This is a genomic window from Pantoea sp. B566, assembly GCF_024793925.1.
Lineage (GTDB): Bacteria > Pseudomonadota > Gammaproteobacteria > Enterobacterales > Enterobacteriaceae > Pantoea > Pantoea ananatis.
Map to the genome: position 1 here is coordinate 2,751,761 of NZ_JANUQL010000003.1, position 21,249 is coordinate 2,773,009.

General features: G+C 53.0%; 18 protein-coding genes. 9 read left to right on the forward strand and 9 right to left on the reverse strand.

The genetic code is table 11. The features are described from left to right. Window positions 1-490 precede the first annotated feature (490 nt). Complete coding sequence (gene mdtD / locus NYE92_RS14605) at window positions 491-1,891, forward strand: multidrug transporter subunit MdtD (RefSeq protein WP_013023912.1); 1,401 nt, start codon at window positions 491-493, stop codon at window positions 1,889-1,891. Here the strand turns inward: mdtD and rbsR are convergent. The 7 genes from rbsR to NYE92_RS14640 all read right to left on the reverse strand — a co-directional run bounded on the left by rbsR (window position 1,888) and on the right by NYE92_RS14640 (window position 8,265). Beyond that, window positions 1,888-2,871 (reverse strand): ribose operon transcriptional repressor RbsR, encoded by a 984-nt coding sequence (rbsR, locus tag NYE92_RS14610; protein WP_014604728.1) that lies wholly within the window; start codon window positions 2,869-2,871, stop codon window positions 1,888-1,890. The two genes, mdtD and rbsR, sit on opposite strands and share 4 nt — an antisense overlap. A 13-nt stretch (window positions 2,872-2,884) precedes the next feature. Beyond that, window positions 2,885-3,814 carry a ribokinase gene (gene rbsK / locus NYE92_RS14615; protein WP_259019106.1) on the reverse strand — a complete coding sequence of 310 codons (930 nt, stop codon included), beginning with the start codon at window positions 3,812-3,814 and terminating at the stop codon, window positions 2,885-2,887. Between the two features lie 61 nt (window positions 3,815-3,875). Next, on the reverse strand, window positions 3,876-4,751 hold the full coding sequence (rbsB, locus tag NYE92_RS14620; RefSeq protein ID WP_026020887.1) for a ribose ABC transporter substrate-binding protein RbsB: 876 nt from the start codon (window positions 4,749-4,751) through the stop codon (window positions 3,876-3,878). Window positions 4,752-4,777: 26 nt separating this feature from the next. Then, complete coding sequence (gene rbsC / locus NYE92_RS14625; RefSeq protein WP_013023916.1) at window positions 4,778-5,749, reverse strand: ribose ABC transporter permease; 972 nt, start codon at window positions 5,747-5,749, stop codon at window positions 4,778-4,780. Then, complete coding sequence (gene rbsA / locus NYE92_RS14630) at window positions 5,746-7,254, reverse strand: ribose ABC transporter ATP-binding protein RbsA (protein ID WP_013023917.1); 1,509 nt, start codon at window positions 7,252-7,254, stop codon at window positions 5,746-5,748. The genes rbsC and rbsA overlap by 4 nt, the downstream gene beginning before the upstream one ends. Window positions 7,255-7,261: 7 nt before the next feature. After that, the gene (gene rbsD / locus NYE92_RS14635; RefSeq protein ID WP_014594925.1) at window positions 7,262-7,681 is read right to left on the reverse strand and encodes a D-ribose pyranase; all 420 of its coding nucleotides are present in this window, start codon (window positions 7,679-7,681) and stop codon (window positions 7,262-7,264) included. A 182-nt stretch (window positions 7,682-7,863) separates the two neighbouring features. Next, window positions 7,864-8,265: a YgiW/YdeI family stress tolerance OB fold protein gene (locus NYE92_RS14640; RefSeq protein WP_019104646.1), complete on the reverse strand. Its 402-nt coding sequence runs from the start codon at window positions 8,263-8,265 to the stop codon at window positions 7,864-7,866. A gap of 160 nt (window positions 8,266-8,425) precedes the next feature. Here NYE92_RS14640 and qseB point away from each other — a divergent pair, with 160 nt between their 5' ends. After that, a complete protein-coding gene (qseB, locus tag NYE92_RS14645; RefSeq protein ID WP_014332976.1) occupies window positions 8,426-9,097 on the forward strand; it encodes a quorum sensing response regulator transcription factor QseB in 672 nt (223 codons plus the stop codon). After that, the gene (gene qseC / locus NYE92_RS14650) at window positions 9,085-10,425 is read left to right on the forward strand and encodes a quorum sensing histidine kinase QseC (RefSeq protein WP_104932996.1); all 1,341 of its coding nucleotides are present in this window, start codon (window positions 9,085-9,087) and stop codon (window positions 10,423-10,425) included. The genes qseB and qseC overlap by 13 nt, the downstream gene beginning before the upstream one ends. A gap of 31 nt (window positions 10,426-10,456) precedes the next feature. On the opposite strand, the gene kup is transcribed toward qseC, so the two are convergent. Beyond that, window positions 10,457-12,325 carry a low affinity potassium transporter Kup gene (gene kup, locus NYE92_RS14655; RefSeq protein WP_014332974.1) on the reverse strand — a complete coding sequence of 623 codons (1,869 nt, stop codon included), beginning with the start codon at window positions 12,323-12,325 and terminating at the stop codon, window positions 10,457-10,459. A gap of 270 nt (window positions 12,326-12,595) precedes the next feature. Here kup and ravA point away from each other — a divergent pair, with 270 nt between their 5' ends. The 5 genes from ravA (at window position 12,596) to mioC (ending at window position 18,924) form a co-directional block, all read left to right on the forward strand. Then, entirely contained in the window at window positions 12,596-14,092 is a 1,497-nt protein-coding gene (ravA, locus tag NYE92_RS14660) for an ATPase RavA (protein WP_014332973.1), read from the forward strand. After that, window positions 14,089-15,549, forward strand: a complete 1,461-nt coding sequence (gene viaA, locus NYE92_RS14665; RefSeq protein ID WP_022623731.1) for an ATPase RavA stimulator ViaA — start codon at window positions 14,089-14,091, stop codon at window positions 15,547-15,549. Before ravA ends, viaA begins: the two co-directional genes overlap by 4 nt. A gap of 74 nt (window positions 15,550-15,623) precedes the next feature. Next, entirely contained in the window at window positions 15,624-17,762 is a 2,139-nt protein-coding gene (gene ovoA, locus NYE92_RS14670) for a 5-histidylcysteine sulfoxide synthase (protein WP_019104650.1), read from the forward strand. A 104-nt stretch (window positions 17,763-17,866) separates the two neighbouring features. Then, window positions 17,867-18,328, forward strand: coding sequence for a transcriptional regulator AsnC (gene asnC, locus NYE92_RS14675; RefSeq protein WP_013023927.1), 462 nt, complete (start codon window positions 17,867-17,869; stop codon window positions 18,326-18,328). A 155-nt stretch (window positions 18,329-18,483) separates the two neighbouring features. Continuing rightward, window positions 18,484-18,924, forward strand: a complete 441-nt coding sequence (gene mioC / locus NYE92_RS14680) for an FMN-binding protein MioC (protein ID WP_014594931.1) — start codon at window positions 18,484-18,486, stop codon at window positions 18,922-18,924. A 141-nt stretch (window positions 18,925-19,065) separates the two neighbouring features. Here the strand turns inward: mioC and NYE92_RS14685 are convergent, their stop codons facing one another. After that, a complete protein-coding gene (locus NYE92_RS14685; protein ID WP_133242604.1) occupies window positions 19,066-19,290 on the reverse strand; it encodes a hypothetical protein in 225 nt (74 codons plus the stop codon). Window positions 19,291-19,356: 66 nt separating this feature from the next. On the opposite strand from NYE92_RS14685, the gene mnmG reads away from it, so the two are divergent. Continuing rightward, complete coding sequence (gene mnmG, locus NYE92_RS14690) at window positions 19,357-21,246, forward strand: tRNA uridine-5-carboxymethylaminomethyl(34) synthesis enzyme MnmG (RefSeq protein ID WP_014332971.1); 1,890 nt, start codon at window positions 19,357-19,359, stop codon at window positions 21,244-21,246. Window positions 21,247-21,249: the final 3 nt, after the last annotated feature.

Here is a 21,249-nt window from a genome sequence, read left to right on the forward strand (position 1 = left end):
CATAATGAATTTCATTATGTGTTCACTCGTGAGGCTTTGATATTTTTTACGTCCGGAGACGCTGATATCAATCCTGCGAGTGCCCACACAGATTGTCTGATAAATTGTTAAAGAGCAGTGCGAACAGCGGGTTAACCGTCTGTCGCGAGGTGGCGTATATTACGCTTTCCTCCTTCAGAGTCAACCTCTTTTTCAGAAGTTTTTCTCCGGCGGAAACTCCTGGGAGCCTCCTGCTGAACACCGCGTTACGTAAGCCGTTGTGCCGTGTCAGTGGAGGCGCATTATAGGGAGTTCTTTCTGAGTGACAAGCATTAATTATAAAAAAATGTCTGAGCGGTTTATTTTTAAACGAACGAGGTAAAAAGCACCACTTCCTGCCTAAACAACGCACGGAAATCACCACGTAGTCTTTGAAAGAGGCGTATTGTGCATTTCTGCCAATGCTATTCTTCTTCATTATCTTTGCTGAAAACATTACGAAGGACGCTCAATGATTAAATCCGCGCGCAGTATGGCCGGTCTGCCATGGATTGCCGCTATGGCATTCTTTATGCAGTCACTGGATGCCACGATATTGAACACAGCCCTGCCCGCGATCGCCACCAGTCTTGACCGTTCCCCGCTTGCCATGCAGTCCGCCGTCATCAGCTACACCTTAACCGTTGCCATGCTTATCCCCGTCAGCGGCTGGCTTGCAGATCGTTACGGCACACGCAAAATCTTCATGATTGCCGTTTCGCTCTTTACCCTTGGCTCGTTAGCCTGCGCCTTGTCGCCTTCTTTATCTGTTCTGGTTACCTCCCGTGTCATTCAGGGCGTTGGTGGTGCCATGATGATGCCGGTAGCGCGCCTGGCACTCTTGCGCGCCTATCCGCGCAGTGAACTCTTACCCATCCTTAACTTTGTGACGATGCCGGGGTTAGTGGGGCCGATCCTGGGGCCGCTGTTGGGCGGTGTAATGGTGACGTATGCCACCTGGCACTGGATATTCCTGATTAACATCCCTATTGGCATACTGGGCATATTCTATGCGCGTAAATATATGCCTGACTTTACTACGCCTAAACGCCGCTTCGACTTTCTGGGCTTTTTACTCTTCGGCATCGGGTTGGTGATGATCTCCACCGGGATAGAGCTGTTTGGTGAGCGTATCGTCTCGCCCTGGATTGCGGCCGGGGTATTGTGTGGCGGTGTTGTGTTATTGCTTCTTTATATTGCGCACGCCCGACGTCACCCCTCTCCCCTTATTAATCTGCCGATGTTTAAGACCCGCACCTTCTCGGTAGGTATCATTGGCAATATCGCCTCGCGGCTTGGTACAGGCTGTGTGCCGTTTTTGATGCCGCTGATGCTTCAGGTGGGTTTCGGTTACTCGGCTATTCTGGCGGGATGCATGATGGCGCCCACGGCCGTAGGATCTATTCTGGCAAAACAAAGCGTGACGCAGCTGCTGCGCTGGTTTGGTTACCGCCGCTTGCTGGTCAGCATTACGGTGATTATCGGGTTCATGATTGCCAGCTTTTCACTGCAGTCACCTTCTGAAAGCATCGCATTGTTATTGATACCGCTCTTTCTGCTGGGTATGGCGATGTCCACCCAGTTTACGGCGATGAATACCATTACGTTGGCTGATTTAGATGACGACAACGCCAGTGGCGGCAATAGCGTGCTAGCCGTGACACAACAACTGGCGATCAGTTTCGGTGTAGCGGTCAGCGCTGCTGTACTGCGTTTTTATCAGGAGTTTGATAGCACGACGGTAGAACAGTTCCATTCCACCTTCCTGACGATGGGCATCGTAACCGTGCTGTCGGCGCTAACATTTATGATGTTGCGCAATGGTGATGGACGTAACCTGATCAGCAATCGCGATAAAAAGAAAAAGGCTTAAACCGAGCCTCGCGGCACCAGCTCCGGCGTCAGTACCAGTGTTTGCTGGCTGACGTCGGGATTGCTCAGACGGTGAATCAGCGTATCTATCGCCAGTTCGCCCAGTTCATCTTTAGGTTGATGAATAGTACTCAGCGGCGGTGACATATAGCGTGCCAGTTCAATATCGTCATATCCCATCACCGCCATATCCTGTGGAATCTGCAGTCCGGCCTGATGCAATGCGTGATAAACGCCAACCGCCATCGCGTCGTTGCTGGTAAAAACAGCATGCGGCGGCGTTTCCAGCGCCAGCAATTCAAACATCGCGTTGTAGCCGCCTGAAAACTCAAAGTCGCCACTGACAACATATTCTGGCGGAACATGCAGACCGCTTTTCTGCATCGCCTGGTAATAACCTTCCAGTCGCATGCGTGCAGGTGTTTTATCAAGCGGCCCAGAAATACAGGCAATACGCGAGTAGCCACTGTCAATTAGGTGCTGCGTGGCCAGCTCTCCCCCTAACAACGCGTTATCCTGAATAATATCGCCATGGCCTTCAAAAGGTGCCCAGTCCATCATCACCGTTGGGATAGAAGGATAACGATTAAGGATTTCGGCCGAAGGCAGATGACTCTCGGTACACATGATAAGCAAGCCATCAACGCGCTTTTGCAGCAGCGTTTCCAGGCTACGATTCATGCGCGCTTCGTCGCCAGCGGTATTACAAAGAATCAGACTGTATCCCCGCTCATAGCAACTGTCTTCCACCCCACGCACGACTTCTGCATAAAAAGGGTTGCTACTGGCAGTCAGCAGCATGCCGATGGTATTGGTTTGGTTAAGCTTGAGGCTACGCGCTAATGCCGACGGCGCGTAGTTGAGTTCGCGGATCGCCTGTTCAATTTTTTCACGCACGCCGTCACTGACAAAACGGTTCTTGTTGATGACGTGTGAAACCGTTGAAGTTGAGACACCCGCCAGTCGGGCGACATCTTTCATCGTAGCCAAGCGCTTAACCCTGCTGCTGTAAAAAGTCGTCGATTTCCGCACGCCACGGTACAGAAGGCTGCGCACCTGAACGGGTTACCGCAATTGCCGCGGCGGCATGGGCAAAACGAACGGCATCATGCATGGCCTTACCTTCAAGGCGCGCAGTGATAAACGCACCGTTAAAGGTATCGCCAGCAGCAATGGTGTCGACCGCGTTGACCTCAAAGCCGGCAATACGTTGTCCCTTCCCATTTTCACTGAGCCAGACGCCACGGCGTCCCAGGGTGATCAAAACGGTAGCAATACCTTTTTCATGCAATGCGGCGGCGGCACGTGCTGCATCATCATCATTATTTACCGCAATACCGGTCAGAATTTCAGCTTCAGTTTCATTCGGCGTAATGATGTCGATAAGCGCTAACAAATCATCAGACAGTTTCGTTGCCGGAGCAGGATTTAAAATCACGCGGGTCTGATGCTGTCTGGCCAACGTCGCCGCAGCCAAAACGCTGTCCAGGGGCGATTCCAATTGCATCAGTAAGGCATCCGCCTGGGCAATGACCTGCTGGTGACGTTCAACATACTGCGGCGTCAATGCCGCGTTGGCGCCGGAATAGATGCCAATGTTATTTTCGCCTTCGCCATTCACGAAAATCATCGCCACCCCCGTAGATTTACCCTCGACGGCTTCTACTGGATGCGTATCAATATTGTCCTGCGCGAGCTGCTGGCAAATACGTTCGCCAATGTCATCAGCGCCAACACAGGCTATAAAAGCGATATTCGCACCCGCACGACCCGCGGCAACCGCCTGATTCGCGCCTTTACCGCCAAACGCAATCTGGTATTTCTGCCCGATCACCGTTTCTCCAGGGCGGGGAAAATGAGCCAGATTAAGAATGTGGTCAGCATTAATGCTACCAAGAACGGCCAGTTTTGCGTTTTTGCTCATTGGAGGAGTCCAAAATAAGTGCGCCACCGACGGGTGGCGCAATGCCCTGCTTTTCTTTGATTTATTTGGTAACCAGTTTCAGATCGACCGGATTGACCGCCTGCACTTTTTCACCTTTCAGCACTTTATCAGCAGTCTGAACGCCGATCATGCCAATTTTCTCTGGCATCTGAGCCACGGTTGCGGCCAGCTTGCCACCTTCAACGGCTTTCACGCCATCAGGTGTGCCATCGAAACCGACGACCATCACATCGGTTTTACCTGCAGTTTGCAGTGCACGCAGCGCGCCCAGTGCCATTTCGTCATTCTGTGCAAACACCGCCTGAACATCCGGGTGCGCCTGCAGCAGGTTCTGCATAACGTTCAAACCCTTGGTACGATCAAAGTCTGCCGGCTGGCTGGCCAGGATCTGGAATTTATGTGCGTCAGCAGCCTGTTTAAAACCTTCGCCACGTTCACGCGCAGCAGAGGTCCCTGCGATGCCTTCTAACTCGATCACTTTCGCGTTATCACCCAGTTTACGTGCGATGTAGTCACCCGCCATCTTGCCGCCAAAGCGGTTATCAGATGCAACGTGACTGACTACCGTACCCTGTGCAGCTACGCGGTCCAGGGTGATCACCGGGATCTTCGCCTGGTTAGCCATTTTGATGGCGTTGCCGACAGCGTCAGAATCGGTCGGGTTAATCAACAGCACTTTCGTCCCGCGCACGGTTAAGTCCTGAACGTTAGCCAGTTCTTTTGCCGGGTTGTTCTGTGAATCCAGCACGACCAGGTTGTAGCCCAGTTTATCGGCTTCTTTCTGTGCGCCGTCTTTCAGTGAAACGAAGAACGGGTTGTTCAGCGTAGAGATAACTAAGGCAATGGTATCTTTAGCCATTGCGCTGGCGCTGAGCGTTGCACCAAGGATCACAGCTAATGCAGTTAACTTTTTCATCATTTTATCCTGTATTAAGGTCTGAGTTATTTGCTGCTTTTATTGTCCACCAGCACCGCCAGCAGAATGACTACCGCTTTTACGATCATCTGGTAATACGACGATACACCCATCAGATTTAAACCATTGTTCAAAAAGCCAAGGATTAATGCGCCAATTAAGGTGCCAACAATCCGGCCCTTACCTCCGGCCAGGCTGGTACCGCCTAATACAACGGCGGCAATCGCATCCAGTTCATAGCCTGTTCCGGCTGTCGGCTGCGCGGACGAAAGACGGGCGACTTCGATAGAACCCGCCAGCGCCGCCAGCATGCCAGACAGCGAATAAACAATGACTTTGACCCGATTGACGTTGATACCGGAGAGACGTGTTGCGGCTTCATTCCCCCCCAGTGCATAGATGTAGCGGCCCAACCGCGTGTGGTGCAGCATGTACCAGGCCGCCACGAACACCAGCACCATCAGCCATACGGGTGTAGGAATCCCCAACGGACGACCAATACCAAACCAGCCGAACAGATCGGCATTGTCATTAAAGCCGGTATTCACAGGGCTGCCGTTGGTATAAACCATGGTGACACCGCGCAGTAACAGCATCATCACCAGCGTGGCGATAAAAGCCTGCACCTTACCGCGCGCGACAATGGTACCGGTCACCGCGCCAATGGCTGCGCCCAGCGCCAGCGAGGCCGCAACCGCAACAAAGGCATTCACCTCCATTCCCACCAGCGATGCCGCCACCGCACCTGTGAGCGCCAGTAGCGATCCCACAGAGAGATCGATACCTGACGTCAGAATAACCAGCGTCATGCCCACCGCCATAATGGCGTTGACCGATGTCTGCTGCAAAATGTTGAACAGGTTTGCCACGGTAAAGAAATTAGGGCTCTGGCTGGCGACCACGGCAATCAACACAATCAGCGCAATCAGCGACTTTTGCTCAAGCAGCCAGGCTTTGCTGAACCAGCGACGGTTAGACGGAACGGTTTGGGTGGTCATACAACTAAATCCTCACTGTGTTGCTTACCAACGGCTGCGGCCATCAGGCTTTCCTGGGTAGCGTCTTCACGGGTAAATTCGCCGCTTAAACGGCCTTCATGCATCACGACAATACGGTCACTCATGCCCAGAACTTCTGGCATTTCCGACGACACCAAAATAATGCTCAGCCCTTCTGCCTTAAACTGGTTAATGAGCTGATAGATCTCTTTTTTTGCCCCCACGTCAACACCGCGCGTCGGTTCATCGAGAATCAACACGTTGGGGCGCGTCATTAATCCGCGGGCAATCGCGACTTTCTGTTGATTACCGCCGGATAGCAGGCCAATCGGCTGCTCCATTGACGGGGTTTTAACGTTAAACAGACGGATAAAATCGCTGACGGCGAGCTGCTCTTCAGCGTGCCTGAGCCTGCCGCCCAGGTGACTGAAGTAGCGCAGTGCGGTCAGAGACATGTTCTCTTTGACTGACATGCCCAGCACCAGGCCATCGCGCTTACGGTCCTCCGATATATACACGATGCCATTGGCAAGGCCATCCTGCGGTGAGCGGGTCACCACTTCACGTCCACTCAGCCAGATCTGCCCGGCGCTGCGGGGCGCAGCACCGTAGAGGATTTTCATCAGTTCGGTGCGCCCAGCGCCCATCAGGCCAGACACGCCAAGAATTTCACCTTTGCGCAGGGTAAACGAGACGTTATCGACGCCAGGCCCGCTGAGGTTTTCGACTTTAAGGCGCACGTCGCCAGGCGCCTCGTCCAGATGGGGATACTGATCTTCGAGCTTACGGCCCACCATCATCTCAATGAGGCTTTCTTCGCTCAGATCGCTGACGGCACGCTCAGCAATAAACTGACCATCACGGAACACCGTGACATCATCGCAAATCTCAAAAATCTCTTTCATGCGATGGGAGATATAGACGATGCCGCATCCCTGTGCTTTCAGCTCGTTGATAACGCGGAATAACGACAGGGTTTCGGTATCGGTCAGCGCGTCGGTCGGCTCATCCATAATGATGACTTTCGACTCAAAGCTCAGCACTTTAGCGATCTCGACCATTTGCTGATCGCCGATGGATAAATCGCCCACCAGTTTGTGGCTGTTAAAACGTAAATTCAGGCGCTTTAGCAGCGCGTCAGCTTCAGCATACATCCGTTTCCAGTTGATGCAGCCCAGGCCATTAACGAATTCGCGGCCAAGAAAAATGTTTTCCGCGACGGTTAACTGGGGGATCAGGTTAAGTTCCTGATGGATAATACCAATGCCCGCTTCCTGAGAAGCCTTGGGTCCGCTAAACGTCGTTTCTTCACCCAGCCACAACAGTGAACCGGCATCACGACTGTAAATGCCGGTAAGCACTTTCATCATGGTCGATTTGCCCGCGCCGTTTTCCCCCACCAGCGCCATGACGCGTCCCGGCCAGACTGACAACGATGCGCCATTCAGTGCTTTGACGCCCGGAAATGATTTTTCGATGCCTTTAAGCTGCAGTAACGGTTGCATAATGGCCTCAGAAGGTCACACCTGCGCTCAGGATGACATTCGCAAACGGAGAACACTCTCCGCTGCGAATGACCGCCTGACTACGCTGTGTTTGTTGTTTGAACTGTTCGTGACTGATGTAGTGGATACTAATGGTATTTCCCTGGTGCTGTTGCAATGCGTCGAGCACGGCGATCAGTTCGCTATGGAGCTGCGGATTATGCTGCTTAATTTCTTCCGCGATAAAGGCGCTTTCCACCTGCATCTCATGCGTTACCGCTTCAACCACCTGCATAAATCCTGGCGTACCCGGTATCAGTGCCAGATCGATACGCTGCGTTTCTGCCGGAATCGGCAACCCCGCATCGGCGATCGTCAATGTATCCGTATGGCCCAGGCGGGCGATGACGTAAGAGAGTTCAGCGTTTAACAGGCGACCTTTTTTCATTTTTCCACTCCAGAGCGAAACGTTTCGCTTTCAGGAGTGTATTAAATGAAGGTTACAATTCAACCACTGAATAAGAAATTTGTGATCGCTATCGAAACGTTTCGCTGTTGCAGACCAGAATTTGAGTTAGGGGGCAATCAGAAGGGAAAAATGGACCGCCTGGGCGGTCCATTGGGGCAGAATCAGGGCAACTTTTTGACCTGTTTGACGTCCAGCTCGATGCTGTTGAAATCTTTGTCCAGTTCCCCGGTCAGTTCAACTCGGTCTTTGGGTGAAACGGTCAGCCCATTCCAGCGCTTATGATCGATTTCTACTTTCATCGTGCCGGTCTGATCACGGAACACGTAGTCTTCGTCACCAATCTGCTTTTCAAGCTGGCCACGAACGGTAATCCAGCTATCATCTTTCATCTCTTCAGCCTGTTTCACCGTTACAACACTGCTTTGATCGGTTTTGAAACCGCCCTGCTGCTGATGTGCGGCCGGCGCTGGCGCATTTGGATCAACAAATCCGCCTTGTTGTGCAGCAAAGACCGGCGCGGAAGCCAGCATGGTTACGGCTAATAGTGCAGCATACTTTTTCATTTTGTCACCTCTTGTCCATGAAGCAGTTAGGGTAGTGACTGTAGTAAAACATAGAGTTCTTAACAGGATCTTAAGGCAAAAATAAACGCAGTTTTTAGCCAAACTCACTGTACAACCCCCATTCGCCTTCGTATAAATCGCTTACTAAAAGGGAGAAGCGATGCGAATTTTACTGATTGAAGACGACCGCCTGATTGGAGACGGCATTAAAGCGGGACTCAGTAAGCTGGGATTCAGCGTTGACTGGTTTGTCTCTGGCGAGGCCGGTTTTCAGGCATTAACGGCGGCGCCGTGGGATGCGGTCGTACTCGATTTATCACTGCCTGAGCGTGACGGGCTGGACATATTGCGTCAATGGCGTCAGCAGGGGCACGATGTCCCGGTTCTTATCCTTACCGCCCGCGATGCGCTTGATCAACGCGTTGAAGGATTACAGATGGGGGCTGACGATTACCTGTGCAAACCCTTTGCCCTTACAGAAGTTGCCGCACGCTTACAGGCACTGATTCGCCGCCGCCACGGGCAACTCCAGCCCGAACTGCGTCATGGCGATGTAGTGTTGATTCCCGGTAATCTCAGCGTGGAAAGAAACGGCGAAAATATCGCGTTAAAAAGCCGTGAGCTGGCCCTGCTTGAGCTGTTTATGCGAAATCCGGATCGGGTACTGACGCGAAGCCAGCTCGAAGAAAAGCTCTATACCTGGGATACCGAAGTGTCGAGCAATGCGGTAGAAGTGCATATCCATCATCTGCGTAAAAAACTCGGTAACCGCTTTATCCGCACCATCCACGGCGTGGGCTATACGCTGGGGGAAAGCGAATGCGATCGATGAGTTTGTTTTTACGCCTTGGCATTGGTCTGGTGCTGATACTGGGCATTTGTTGGGGAGCGGCCACGCTCAGCGCCTGGTATAAAACACGTGACACCGTTAACGAGCTGTTTGATACGCAACAGATGCTGCTTGCTAAGCGCCTGCTGACCCTGGACTTCACGACGCTGAACGGCACGTCGCTGCCAAAAACGAAAAAGTTGCTGGATCACAATCGTGGCGAACAGGACGATGACGCGCTGGCTTTCGCGGTATTTGACCGGGAGGGAAAACAGGTCCTCAACGACGGTGATAATGGTAAAGATCTGCCCTTTAATGCGGATCATCAAGGTTTTCAGGATGGCCAGCTTAACGGGGATGACGATCTCTGGCGTTTTGTCTGGCTGACTACGCCCGATCAACGTTACCGCGTCGTGGTGGGTCAGGAATGGGAATACCGTGACGATATGGCAAAAGATCTGGTCGATGCCAGCATGTTGCCCTGGCTGATCTCATTACCTTTTATGTTGCTGATGTTAACGGGCCTGGTGTGGTATGAACTTCATCCGCTGAAGAAACTCAGCCACCAGCTTGCCGGGCGGGCACCTGACGATGATGCGCCCTTGCAGGCCGATCGCGTTCCCAAAGAGGTACGACCGTTAATTGACGCCCTGAACGGCCTGTTCAGCCGTATTCATACCATGATGCAGCGGGAACGCCGTTTTACCTCGGATGCCGCACACGAATTACGCAGCCCGCTCGCCGCACTGCGAGTGCAAAGCGAGGTCATTCAACTGGCCGCCGATGACGAGGCGATGCGCACTCACGCGCTGCAACAGCTGGATGCGGGTATTACCCGCGCCACTCGTCTGGTTGATCAGCTGCTTACCCTTTCCCGCATTGAAGCCGAGGATGTTCGCAATACGTTCCAGCCCGTCATGTTAAAAAAGGTGGCACAGGACACGCTGGCTTCACAGCTGCCACTGGCAGATAAGGCTGACATTACGTTGCGCCTTAACGCTGAAGCCGATCCGGTTATTTCGGGACACGCGTTGCTGCTGTCACTGCTGATCAGAAATCTGTTGGATAACGCTATCCGCTATACACCGCCGGGCAGCCGCGTTGACATCGTGCTCAGCCCGAATACGTTGAGGGTGGAGGATAACGGAAACAGTTTATCGGCAGCGGAGTTGCAGCGTTTAGGCGAACGTTTCTGGCGTCCGCCGGGGCAGGAGAAAAGCGGCAGTGGGCTGGGTTTATCGATCGTACGCAATATTGCCCAGTTGCACGGTATGTCGCTGCACTTCAGTCAACATCCCGGCGGCGGATTGTGCGTCACGCTGCACTGGTGAAACGCTGTGCCTGACAGGCAGGCACAGCCGTTTAAATCTCGACCTGGGTTCCCAGCTCGATGACCCGATTCGGCGGGATCTCAAACTGATCGGGCGCACGCAGCGCATTGCGTTGTAACGTCATAAACAGCTTGCCGCGCAGACGCAAATACCAAGGGCGTTTTCCAATGATCAGCGACTCATGGGACATAAAGAAAGAGGTCTCCATCATGCGGCAGTTAAGTCCTTCCAGGCCACAGCGGTGGAAAATCTCTTCAACGTTCGGCGTTTCACGCCAGCCGTAACTGGCTACCACGCGCCAGAAGGTGGGCGACAACTGCTCAATGGTGACGCGCCTGACGTTGTGTACGTATGGCGCATCTTCGGTACGCAGCGTTAACAGCACGACGCGCTCATGCAGCACCTTGTTATGCTTAAGGTTATGCAACATGGCAAAAGGAATCACGTTCAGCGCGCGAGACATGTAAACCGCAGTGCCGGGTACGCGAACAGGCGGTGACTTTTCCAGAGAAGCAATCATTGCTTCCAGGGAATTGCCGTGCTCATGCATGCGGCGCAGCAACCGAAAGCGTTCACTCTTCCAGGTTGTCATCACAATAAACATCATCAGCGCCAGCGTCAGGGGCAGCCAGCCGCCGGAGAAAATTTTAATCAGGTTGGCCGAGAACAGCGACACATCAATGCACAGCATCGCCACTAAAATCAGCCCCACCAGATAACGATTCCAGTGCCAGTTCAGTATCGCCACGGTCGCACACAGAATGGATGTCAGCACCATGGTGCCCGTGACCGCAATCCCGTAAGCCGCAGCCAGGTTACTCGAATGCTCAAAGCCGATGATGACAATCACGACAGAGAAATAAAGCAGCCAGTTAATCACGGGGATGTAGATCTGCCCCGACTCTTTTTCCGATGTATGGACGATGCGCATTGGCGGCAAATAACCCAGACGTACCGCCTGTCGGGTTAATGAGAAGACCCCGGAAATCACCGCCTGTGAAGCAATAACGGTGGCTAAGGTCGCCAGAATCAGCATGGGGATCAGCGCCCAGTCGGGAGCCAACAGGAAGAACGGGTTTTTAATCGCTTCCGGCTGCTTCAGTAACAGCGCGCCCTGACCAAAGTAGTTGAGCACCAGCGAAGGCAGCACCACCACAAACCATGCCAGCCGGATAGGGAATTTACCAAAGTGCCCCATGTCCGCATACAGCGCTTCGACGCCTGTAATTGCGAGCACCACCGCGCCGAGCGCAAAGAAGGAGACAGACTTGTATTCGACAAAAAAGTGCAGCGCCCAGTAAGGATTGAGCGCCTGCAATACTTCGGGATTATTGAGAATGCTGCGCGCACCCAACACGGCCAGGACAATAAACCACAACAGCATGACGGGCGCGAAGAGTTTACCCACGATGCCGGTCCCGTGTTTTTGAATGACAAACAACAGTGTCAGGACGGCGATGGCCATGGGCACGATGTAGCTATCGAGACTTGGCGCCGCAATTTCCAGACCTTCAATCGCCGACAGGACAGAAACCGCCGGGGTGATCACCACCTCGCCGTAGAAAAAACTGCCGCCAATCAGCCCCATAATCACCAGAATTGCGGTGGCTCGCCCGCCCGTATGTCGCCCCGCCAGGGACATCAGCGTCAAGATGCCGCCTTCTCCGGCATTGTCTGCGCGCATGACGTAGCTGATATATTTCAGCGATACCACCAGCACCAGCAGCCAGAAAATCAGCGAAAGAAAGCCAAAGACCGCATCCCGCTCCACGCCAAAGCCAAACTGCCCCGAAAGACATTCGCGTAAGGTATAAAGCGGGCTGGTGCCGATATCCCCGTAGACGACACCAATGGCAGCCAGCGTTAATCCGCCTAGTGAGTGCTTATTATCCGAGCTCATAAAATTATCTTTTGTTGGAGTCTGAGAGGCGCACAAGCCATCAAAAAGCGCACAGTATGCACGTATTCACAAAAATTCCTACACCGCCGTCCGGGTAACCGATGGTCATTCACTGTTTTTTGGTGCTGCATTAACATTTAAAGTCGCGCTGTCGAACCTTCTGAAACAAAAAAGCTGACATCGATTAACGCTTTCGCGCATCATACCCTATAGAGTATTGCGTTCGCTAAAACGCGGCGGCTCGACGATCGTAAGGACATTGATGTGATTATGGCTCAACCCCATCTTTTGGCAGAAAGAATTTCTCGTCTCAGCAATGCGTTAGAAAAAGGTTTGTATGAGCGACATCATGCCATTCGCCTTTGCCTGCTCGCCGCACTCAGCGGCGAAAGCGTATTTTTGCTGGGTCCGCCAGGCATAGCAAAAAGCCTGATTGCCCGTCGCCTGAAATGCGCCTTCCAGCATGCCCGCGCTTTCGAATATCTGATGACCCGCTTTTCTACTCCGGAAGAAGTCTTTGGTCCGCTGTCTATTCAGGCTTTAAAAGATGAAGGACGCTATCAGCGGCTGACCAAAGGCTATCTCCCCGATGCCGAAATCGTTTTTCTGGATGAGATCTGGAAAGCCGGCCCGGCAATCCTTAACACGCTGCTTACCGCCATCAACGAACGCCGTTTCCGAAATGGCGATAGCGAAGAAAAAATTCCGATGCGCCTGCTGGTCACGGCCTCCAATGAGTTGCCGGAAGCCGATAGCGGGCTCGAAGCCCTGTATGACCGCATGTTAATTCGCCTGTGGCTGGATAACGTGCATGAAAAGCAGAACTTCCGCAGCATGCTGACCCATCATCAGGATGAAAATGACAACCCGGTCGCCGAATCGCTGCGCATCAGCGACGAAGAGTATGTGCGATGGCAGCAAGGCATCAGCCAGGTCACCCTGCCCGATAACGTGTTTGAACTGATCTATCAGTTACGCCAGCAGCTGGAAAAGCTACCCGAGGCGCCTTACATCTCCGATCGCCGCTGGAAAAAGGCCATACATCTGTTGCAAGCCAGCGCCTTTTACAGTGGGCGAAACACCATTGCGCCACTGGATCTGATCTTATTAAAAGACTGTTTGTGGCATGACGTTGCATCCATGCAGCTTCTGGATCGTGAAATCGATCAGCTCATGACTCAACATGCCTGGCAACAGCAGGCGATGTTGCTCAGGTTGCAGCAACTGAAAGCCCGACGTCTGGCCCTGCAACAGCAGCAAAGCGTGGCTGCCGCCATTACGCTTGAGAAGCACAGCGGCATGTTCAGTCGTAAACCGCATTACGACATGCCCGAAAGCCTTACCGACGCGCAGTTAACGCTGATGCTGCAAAAGCCGCTCACGCTGCATGATATGCAGGTCACGCATCTGGTTATTGAGCGTGAAGCCCTGAACCACTGGTTACAGAAAGGCGGCGATATTCGCGGCAAATTAAACGGTATTGGATTTGCTCAAACGGTGGATATGCTGGTGGATGCGCAGCATTGCCTGGCGGTTCGCGATGTCAGCTTACAAACGGCAAGACTGACACTGCCCGGCAGCAGCAGCAGTGAGGCGTTGCCGGAAGAAATCAGTGAAGCGCTGGATGAACTCGACAACCAGCTGCGTCAACAACGCCACCTGTTCAGTCAGCAACAGCGTTGCCTGTTTATCAGTGATGACTGGCTGGCTCGCGTCGAAACCAGCCTGCAGGACGTTGCGGAACAACTTAAACAGGCGCGTAAATGATCTCACTGGAGACGCTGAGTACCCTGCTGTCAATCGGCGAGACCGAGCTGATTGAAGAGTTAATTCTGGCACTCCTCGCGTCTCCACAGCTGGCCCTGTTCTTTGAAAAATTTCCCGGCATGAAAAAGGCGCTGTTACGGGATGTTCCTCGCTGGAAGGCAGAAATTGATGCCGAACTCAAAGCCACGCCGGTCCCGGAAGCACTGGCGGAAGAGTTTCAGTTATTCCAGCGTATTCAGTTACTCAGCGATCGTGAATTCAGCCAGCAGCTTGATGAAACCCTTTCTCACCTTGAACGCCTGGCATCCCCCTTCCAGGAAGAAGCAAAACGACTGCTTCTTCATAACGATCCCGGCCATCTCAGCACTGCCCAGCATACGCTGTTCCTGCAACGCTGGCGGCTCAGCCTTACGCTGCAAACGTTAACGCTTAATGAGCAACTTCTTGAGCAGCAGCGCGAACGTCTGATGGCGGAGTTACAGCAACGTATGGCCCTGAGCGGGCAACTGGCACCTGTGCTGGCAGACGATGACGAAGCGGCAGCCGGACGGTTATGGGATATGGGCAAAGCGCCGCTTCAGCATGGCGATTACCAGTTGATGCTGCAATACGGCGAGTTCCTTGCACAGCAGCCCGAATTAATGAAGCTGGCCCAGCAACTGGGGCGGAGTCGTGAGGCAAAATCGGTTCCCTCCCAGGATGCGCCGATGGAAGCTTTTCATCATCTGGTGCGCGAACCGGATGCCGTACCGGAAGAAGTCAGCGGTATTCATCAAAGTGATGACGTATTACGCTTGCTGCCACCTGAACTGGCAGCATTGAGCGTCAGCGAGCTTGAACTTGAGTTTTACCGCAGGCTGGTAGAGAAGCGACTGCTTACTTACAAACTTCAGGGCGATGCCTGGCATGAAAAAATCACTCAACGTCCCGTCAGCCACCAGCAGCATGAAGAACAGCCTCGTGGCCCGTTTATCGTTTGTGTCGATACCTCAGGGTCAATGGGAGGGTTCAATGAACGTTGTGCAAAAGCCTTTTGTCTGGCCCTTCTCAAAGTGGCACTGGCCGATCGCCGTCGCTGTTACATCATGTTATTCGCTCATGACGTAATTGGTTACGAATTAACGGGCGATGACGGGCTGGAGCAGGCCATCCGTTTTCTCAGCCAACGTTTCCGTGGCGGAACCGACCTCGCAGCCTGTCTTTCCGCGGTGGTCAAACGGATGGAAGGCCCGTTGTGGCAGGATGCCGATGCCGTCATCGTGTCAGACTTTATTGCGCAGCGCCTGCCGGAAGAGGTGGTACGCAGCGTTAAACATCGCCAGCAGCAACAGCAGCAGCGCTTCCACGCCGTCGCCATGTCCACGCACGGTAAACCCGGAATAATGCGCATCTTCGATCATATCTGGCGTTTCGATACCGGCTTAAAAAGCCGCATTTTACGTCACTGGCGGCGCTAAGCGAGACAGCAGAAATTCCATTTTGCTTTATAGTAAATATCTGCAATTACTTATTCAGCAATCAGGAGTGTCCTGTGAACACCGTTCAACCCCATCGCGATTTACCTGCGCCAACCCGGACGCTGATGCTCTCTGGCCAAAATGTCGAACAAAAACGTGCCGAGCTGCTGGCTTACTTTAGTCAGACATGGGCGCTGTACGAAGATCTCTTTACCTGCCTCAACGATCAGCGCGCATGGTTTACGAAAGCGATTCCCCTGCGCCATCCGCTGATCTTCTACTTTGGCCACACCGCCACGTTCTACATTAACAAGTTAATGGCTGGACGTTATATCGATGACCGCATTGACGATCGCATCGAAGCCATGCTGGCTATTGGCGTGGACGAAATGAGCTGGGATGATCTCAACGACAACCACTACGACTGGCCTTCTGTAGAAGCCGTTCGCGACTATCGCGGTAACGTAAAAGCCTTAGTGACACAATTTATTCAGGAGATGCCGCTTGAACTGCCCATCACATGGGACAGCCCGGCCTGGGTGATCCTGATGGGGATTGAGCATGAGCGAATTCACCTGGAAACCTCCAGCGTGCTGATCCGTCAGCTGCCGGTCGAATGGGTGAAACCTCAACCGCAGTGGCCAGCCTGCGCGGAAGCGCGCCGCGATCGTCAGTTGGTGCCCACCAACGCACTGGTCTCCCTGCCCGGTGGCCACATCACGCTTGGTAAAACCGATGATACCTATGGCTGGGACAACGAGTACGGTACTCAGCAGGTTGAGCTAAAGCCTTTCAAGGCCAGCAAAATGCTGGTCAGTAACGCAGAGTTTTATGAATTTGTGCAGGCTGGTGGCTATCAGGAATCCCGCTGGTGGGATGAAGAAGGCCTGGGCTGGCGCCAGTTTGCACAGGCAGAAATGCCCACCTTCTGGGTGGGTAACGCTTCGATGCCCGATCAGCTGAAACTCCGACTGATGTGTGAAGAGGTACCCATGCCGTGGGACTGGCCTGCTGAGGTCAATCAGTTGGAGGCCGCGGCCTTCTGTCGCTGGAAAGCGGAAGAAACCGGTAAGTCAGTCCAGCTACCCTGTGAGGCGGAATGGTATCAACTGCGCGAACAGGTCGAAGGCGATCAGCCAGACTGGCAGCAGGCGCCAGGCAATATTAATCTGGCTTACTGGGCCTCTTCCTGCCCGGTCGATCGGTTCCCGCAGGGCGAGTTCTACGACATCGTGGGTAACGTCTGGCAATGGACAACCACCCCAACCAATGGCTTTGAAGGCTTTAAAGTCCATCCGCTCTATGACGATTTCTCAACGCCCACCTTTGACGGTAAGCACTCACTTATAAAAGGTGGAAGCTGGATTTCCACCGGCAATGAGGCGATCAAATCATCGCGTTATGCCTTCCGCCGTCACTTTTTCCAGCATGCGGGTTTTCGCTATGTGATTTCTTCCCACCAGGAAACCATGGCCTTAAACCCCTATGAAACCGACAGCATGGTTTCTCAGTACCTCGATTTCCAGTATGGCCCTCGCTATTTCGGCGTCGATAACTATGCAGAAGCCCTGGTCAAACTGGCGCTGTCGCACAGCCAGAATCGGGGAGAGGCGCTGGATATTGGCTGCGCCACGGGCCGGGCAAGCTTCGAACTGGCCCGCCACTTTGAGCATGTCACCGGCATGGATTATTCGGCCCGCTTTATTGATGTGGCGCTCCAGCTCACCACTGGCGAAGATTTCCGCTACGTGGTGCCTGAAGAAGGCGATCTGGTGGAATACCGTCAGGTACGACTTAAGGACTTTGCTATCACCAGTGAGCAGGCGAAGCGCATTCAGTTTGTTCAGGGCGATGCCTGTAACATGAAACCTCAGCCAGCACGTTACGATCTGGTCCTGGCCTCGAACCTGATCGATCGCCTGCGTCAGCCGGCACGTTTTCTTCAGGACGTCACGCCCATGTTGCGTTCTGGTGGGATCTTAGTGCTGTCGTCACCTTACACGTGGCTTGAAGCCTTTACCCCGAAGGAAAACTGGCTGGGCGGCGTACGTGAAAATGGAGAAGCCCTGACCACCCTGCAGGCACTGCAACGGTTGCTGGCCGCCGACTTTGAGCAAATAGGTTCACCACAGGATATGCCATTCGTCATCCGTGAAACGGCGCGTAAATTCCAGCATACGCTCGCGCAGGTCACTCTGTGGCGTAAACGTTAAGGCAACCGGCAGCGGCTTATGCCGCTGCCGGTGTGTTGCCAGTTACGTTATTTTGCTGCACATTCTCCTCAGTTCATTGAAGAAAAACGATAACGAGGACGATCATGCCCGAACATCTGCAACTGGATAACCTTGACCGGGGGATCCTGAATGCACTACTGGAAAATGCACGCACCGCGTATGCCGAACTGGCAAAACAGTTCAACGTCAGCCCGGGAACCATTCATGTCCGTGTCGAAAAAATGAAGCAGGCAGGCATTATTCTGGGAACGCGGGTTGAGATCGATCCCCGCCAGTTGGGCTTTGATGTCTGTTGTTTTATCGGCATTATTCTCAAAAGCGCCCGTGATTACCCGGCGGCGCTGAGTAAACTGGACGCGCTGGATGAAGTCGTTGAAGCCTGGTATACCACCGGGCATTACAGTATTTTTATTAAAGTCATGTGTCGATCTATCGATGCTCTCCAGCAGGTATTAATTAACAAGATCCAGACAATTGATGAAATCCAGTCAACAGAAACCCTGATCTCCCTGCAGAACCCCATCATGCGAACCATCAAGCCCTGATCTTTCCACCCGCTTGTGCACAATTTTATCCTTTAACGATCGGCCGCCTGACAACGGCTGTATCGCCCTTGTCAAAACTAATAACCTTGTTTTCCACAGGTGGATCACCGCTTGATCACAGCGTACAATGCTCACCTTGATCTCAGGAGAGCACGATGGCCGACATTACGTTAATCAGTGGCAGCACCTTAGGCAGCGCCGAATACGTTGCTGAACATCTCGAAGAAAAACTGCAGGAAGCGGGCTTCTCAACGCAGATGCTACACGGTCCTGAGCTTCATGATGTGCCCCTGCAGGGGATCTGGCTGGTCGTGAGTTCTACCCACGGAGCCGGAGAGTTGCCTGATAATCTGCAACCTTTTTATGACGCCATTGATGAAAGCCGTCCCGATCTGTCAGCCGTGCGTTTTGGCGCAGTCGGCATCGGCAACCATGAATACGATCTGTTTTGTGGTGCGATACGCAATCTTGACGCTCTGTTAATTACCTGTGGCGCACAGCGCATCGGCGAAAGGCTGGAAATTGATATTCTGCAACATGAGATCCCCGAAGATCCGGCTGAAGAGTGGGTGATGACCTGGAAAGACGCGATCTGAGCCGGTCAGGGATCGGGAAATCACGACGATCCCCAGCAGAAGATACTGTTTTTCCCCGGATCTGGTCTTTTATTTTGTGGATAACTACCCTGTTTAGTTGCGTATAACCGGTAGTTATCCAAAGAACAACGGGAGTTTACTTTATGAGCTGTGGATAAAGTCCTCTTTTGATCCCAGCTTATACGGATCAGGATCACCGATCATTAACAGGTAACGATCCTCGCTACGCACTTGTTTATCCTGTGCTTTTCGCAGATATCCACAAGAGATGGCGATCCTAATAAGAGATCTAACAGAAAGATCATACAAAGAATTAAGATCTTTTCTTTTAATACCTGTCGATCCCGCTGCTTTCACCTCAGCCATAATTTCAGTAGAATCCACGGCCCAGAGAGAACGATCTCTGACTATTCATCAACGAGGTACCACTTCATGTTTTATCAAGATCCTTTTGACGTCATCGTTATTGGTGGTGGTCATGCGGGCACGGAAGCTGCCATGGCAGCAGCCCGAATGGGTCAGCAAACCCTGTTACTGACCCATAACATCGATACGCTGGGACAAATGTCCTGCAACCCGGCCATCGGTGGCATCGGTAAGGGACATTTGGTAAAGGAAGTGGATGCCTTAGGCGGTTTGATGGCCGGTGCAATCGATCGGGCGGGTATTCAGTTTAGGATACTAAACGCAAGTAAAGGTCCTGCCGTAAGGGCGACCCGTGCTCAGGCGGACCGCGTACTCTATCGTCAGGCGGTACGTACTGCGCTGGAGAACCAGCCAAACCTGATGATCTTCCAGCAGGCCGTTGACGATCTGATCGTCGAGAACGATCGCGTTGTCGGTGCGGTAACCCAAATGGGCCTGAAATTCCGTGCCAAAACGGTCGTGCTTACCGTGGGTACCTTCCTCGACGGAAAAATTCATATCGGGCTGGATAACTACAGCGGAGGTCGTGCAGGCGATCCGCCGTCGATCCCTCTGGCAAAACGCCTGCGTGCTTTGCCACTGCGCGTTGACCGCCTGAAAACCGGTACACCGCCACGCATTGATGCACGCAGCATCGATTTTAGCGTACTTGCCCCGCAGCATGGCGATAACCCGATGCCGGTGTTCTCTTTCATGGGCAATGCCGGACAGCACCCACAGCAGGTGCCGTGCTGGATGACCTATACCAATGAAAAAACACATGATGTGATCCGTAATAACCTCGATCGTAGCCCCATGTATGCGGGGATCATCGAAGGGATCGGGCCACGTTATTGTCCGTCGATCGAAGACAAAGTCATGCGCTTCGCCGATCGCAACTCGCATCAGATCTTCCTTGAGCCTGAAGGACTGACCAGCAATGAGATCTACCCCAACGGTATCTCAACCAGCCTGCCATTCGACGTACAGATGCAGATCGTTCGTTCAATGCAGGGCATGGAAAATGCGAAGATCGTGCGCCCGGGTTATGCCATTGAGTATGACTTCTTTGATCCACGCGATTTAAAACTCACGCTGGAAAGCAAATTTATCGACGGCCTGTTTTTTGCCGGGCAGATTAACGGCACCACAGGCTACGAAGAAGCGGCAGCACAGGGATTGCTGGCGGGGCTTAACGCCGCGCGTCAGTCTGCTGACAAAGAGGGCTGGGCACCGCGTCGCGATCAGGCTTACCTCGGGGTACTGGTCGACGATCTTTGCACTCTCGGCACTAAAGAACCTTACCGCATGTTTACCTCACGTGCCGAATATCGCCTGATGCTGCGTGAAGACAATGCAGATTTACGTTTAACGGAAACCGGGCGTGAACTCGGCCTGGTGGATGATGCGCGCTGGGCGCGCTTCAACCAGAAGCTTGAAGCGATCGAGCAGGAACGCCAGCGACTGCGCGATATCTGGGTGCACCCTAAGTCCGAACATGTTGAGGCGGTGAATACCATCACCAGCTCTCCATTAACGAAGGAAGCCAGTGCTGAAGATCTGTTACGCCGCCCTGAAATGACCTATCTGAAGCTGATGGCACTTGATGCTTTTGGCCCGGCTTTGGCGGATGAACAGGCTGCTGAACAGGTTGAGATCCAGGTAAAATACGAAGGCTATATTGCGCGTCAGCAAGAAGAGATCGATCGTCAGTTGCGTAATGAGAATACGCTGCTGCCAGCCACGCTTGATTATCGTCAGGTCAGTGGCCTTTCTAATGAAGTTATCGCCAAGCTTAACGATCATAAACCGGTTTCAATCGGCCAGGCATCACGCATCTCAGGCGTCACGCCTGCGGCCATCTCAATTTTACTGATTTACCTGAAAAAACAAGGTCTGCTGCGCAAAAGCGCCTGATCT

Bases quoted from the DNA above. Each gene is read 5' to 3' on its own strand.
- mdtD (WP_013023912.1), top strand. From the start codon at position 491: ATGATTAAATCCGCGCGCAGTATGGCCGGTCTGCCATGGATTGCCGCT.
- rbsR (WP_014604728.1), bottom strand. From the start codon at position 2,871: ATGAAAGATGTCGCCCGACTGGCGGGTGTCTCAACTTCAACGGTTTCA.
- rbsK (WP_259019106.1), bottom strand. From the start codon at position 3,814: ATGAGCAAAAACGCAAAACTGGCCGTTCTTGGTAGCATTAATGCTGAC.
- rbsB (WP_026020887.1), bottom strand. From the start codon at position 4,751: ATGAAAAAGTTAACTGCATTAGCTGTGATCCTTGGTGCAACGCTCAGC.
- rbsC (WP_013023916.1), bottom strand. From the start codon at position 5,749: ATGACCACCCAAACCGTTCCGTCTAACCGTCGCTGGTTCAGCAAAGCC.
- rbsA (WP_013023917.1), bottom strand. From the start codon at position 7,254: ATGCAACCGTTACTGCAGCTTAAAGGCATCGAAAAATCATTTCCGGGC.
- rbsD (WP_014594925.1), bottom strand. From the start codon at position 7,681: ATGAAAAAAGGTCGCCTGTTAAACGCTGAACTCTCTTACGTCATCGCC.
- NYE92_RS14640 (WP_019104646.1), bottom strand. From the start codon at position 8,265: ATGAAAAAGTATGCTGCACTATTAGCCGTAACCATGCTGGCTTCCGCG.
- qseB (WP_014332976.1), top strand. From the start codon at position 8,426: ATGCGAATTTTACTGATTGAAGACGACCGCCTGATTGGAGACGGCATT.
- qseC (WP_104932996.1), top strand. From the start codon at position 9,085: ATGCGATCGATGAGTTTGTTTTTACGCCTTGGCATTGGTCTGGTGCTG.
- kup (WP_014332974.1), bottom strand. From the start codon at position 12,325: ATGAGCTCGGATAATAAGCACTCACTAGGCGGATTAACGCTGGCTGCC.
- ravA (WP_014332973.1), top strand. From the start codon at position 12,596: ATGGCTCAACCCCATCTTTTGGCAGAAAGAATTTCTCGTCTCAGCAAT.
- viaA (WP_022623731.1), top strand. From the start codon at position 14,089: ATGATCTCACTGGAGACGCTGAGTACCCTGCTGTCAATCGGCGAGACC.
- asnC (WP_013023927.1), top strand. From the start codon at position 17,867: ATGCCCGAACATCTGCAACTGGATAACCTTGACCGGGGGATCCTGAAT.
- mioC (WP_014594931.1), top strand. From the start codon at position 18,484: ATGGCCGACATTACGTTAATCAGTGGCAGCACCTTAGGCAGCGCCGAA.
- NYE92_RS14685 (WP_133242604.1), bottom strand. From the start codon at position 19,290: ATGGCTGAGGTGAAAGCAGCGGGATCGACAGGTATTAAAAGAAAAGAT.
- mnmG (WP_014332971.1), top strand. From the start codon at position 19,357: ATGTTTTATCAAGATCCTTTTGACGTCATCGTTATTGGTGGTGGTCAT.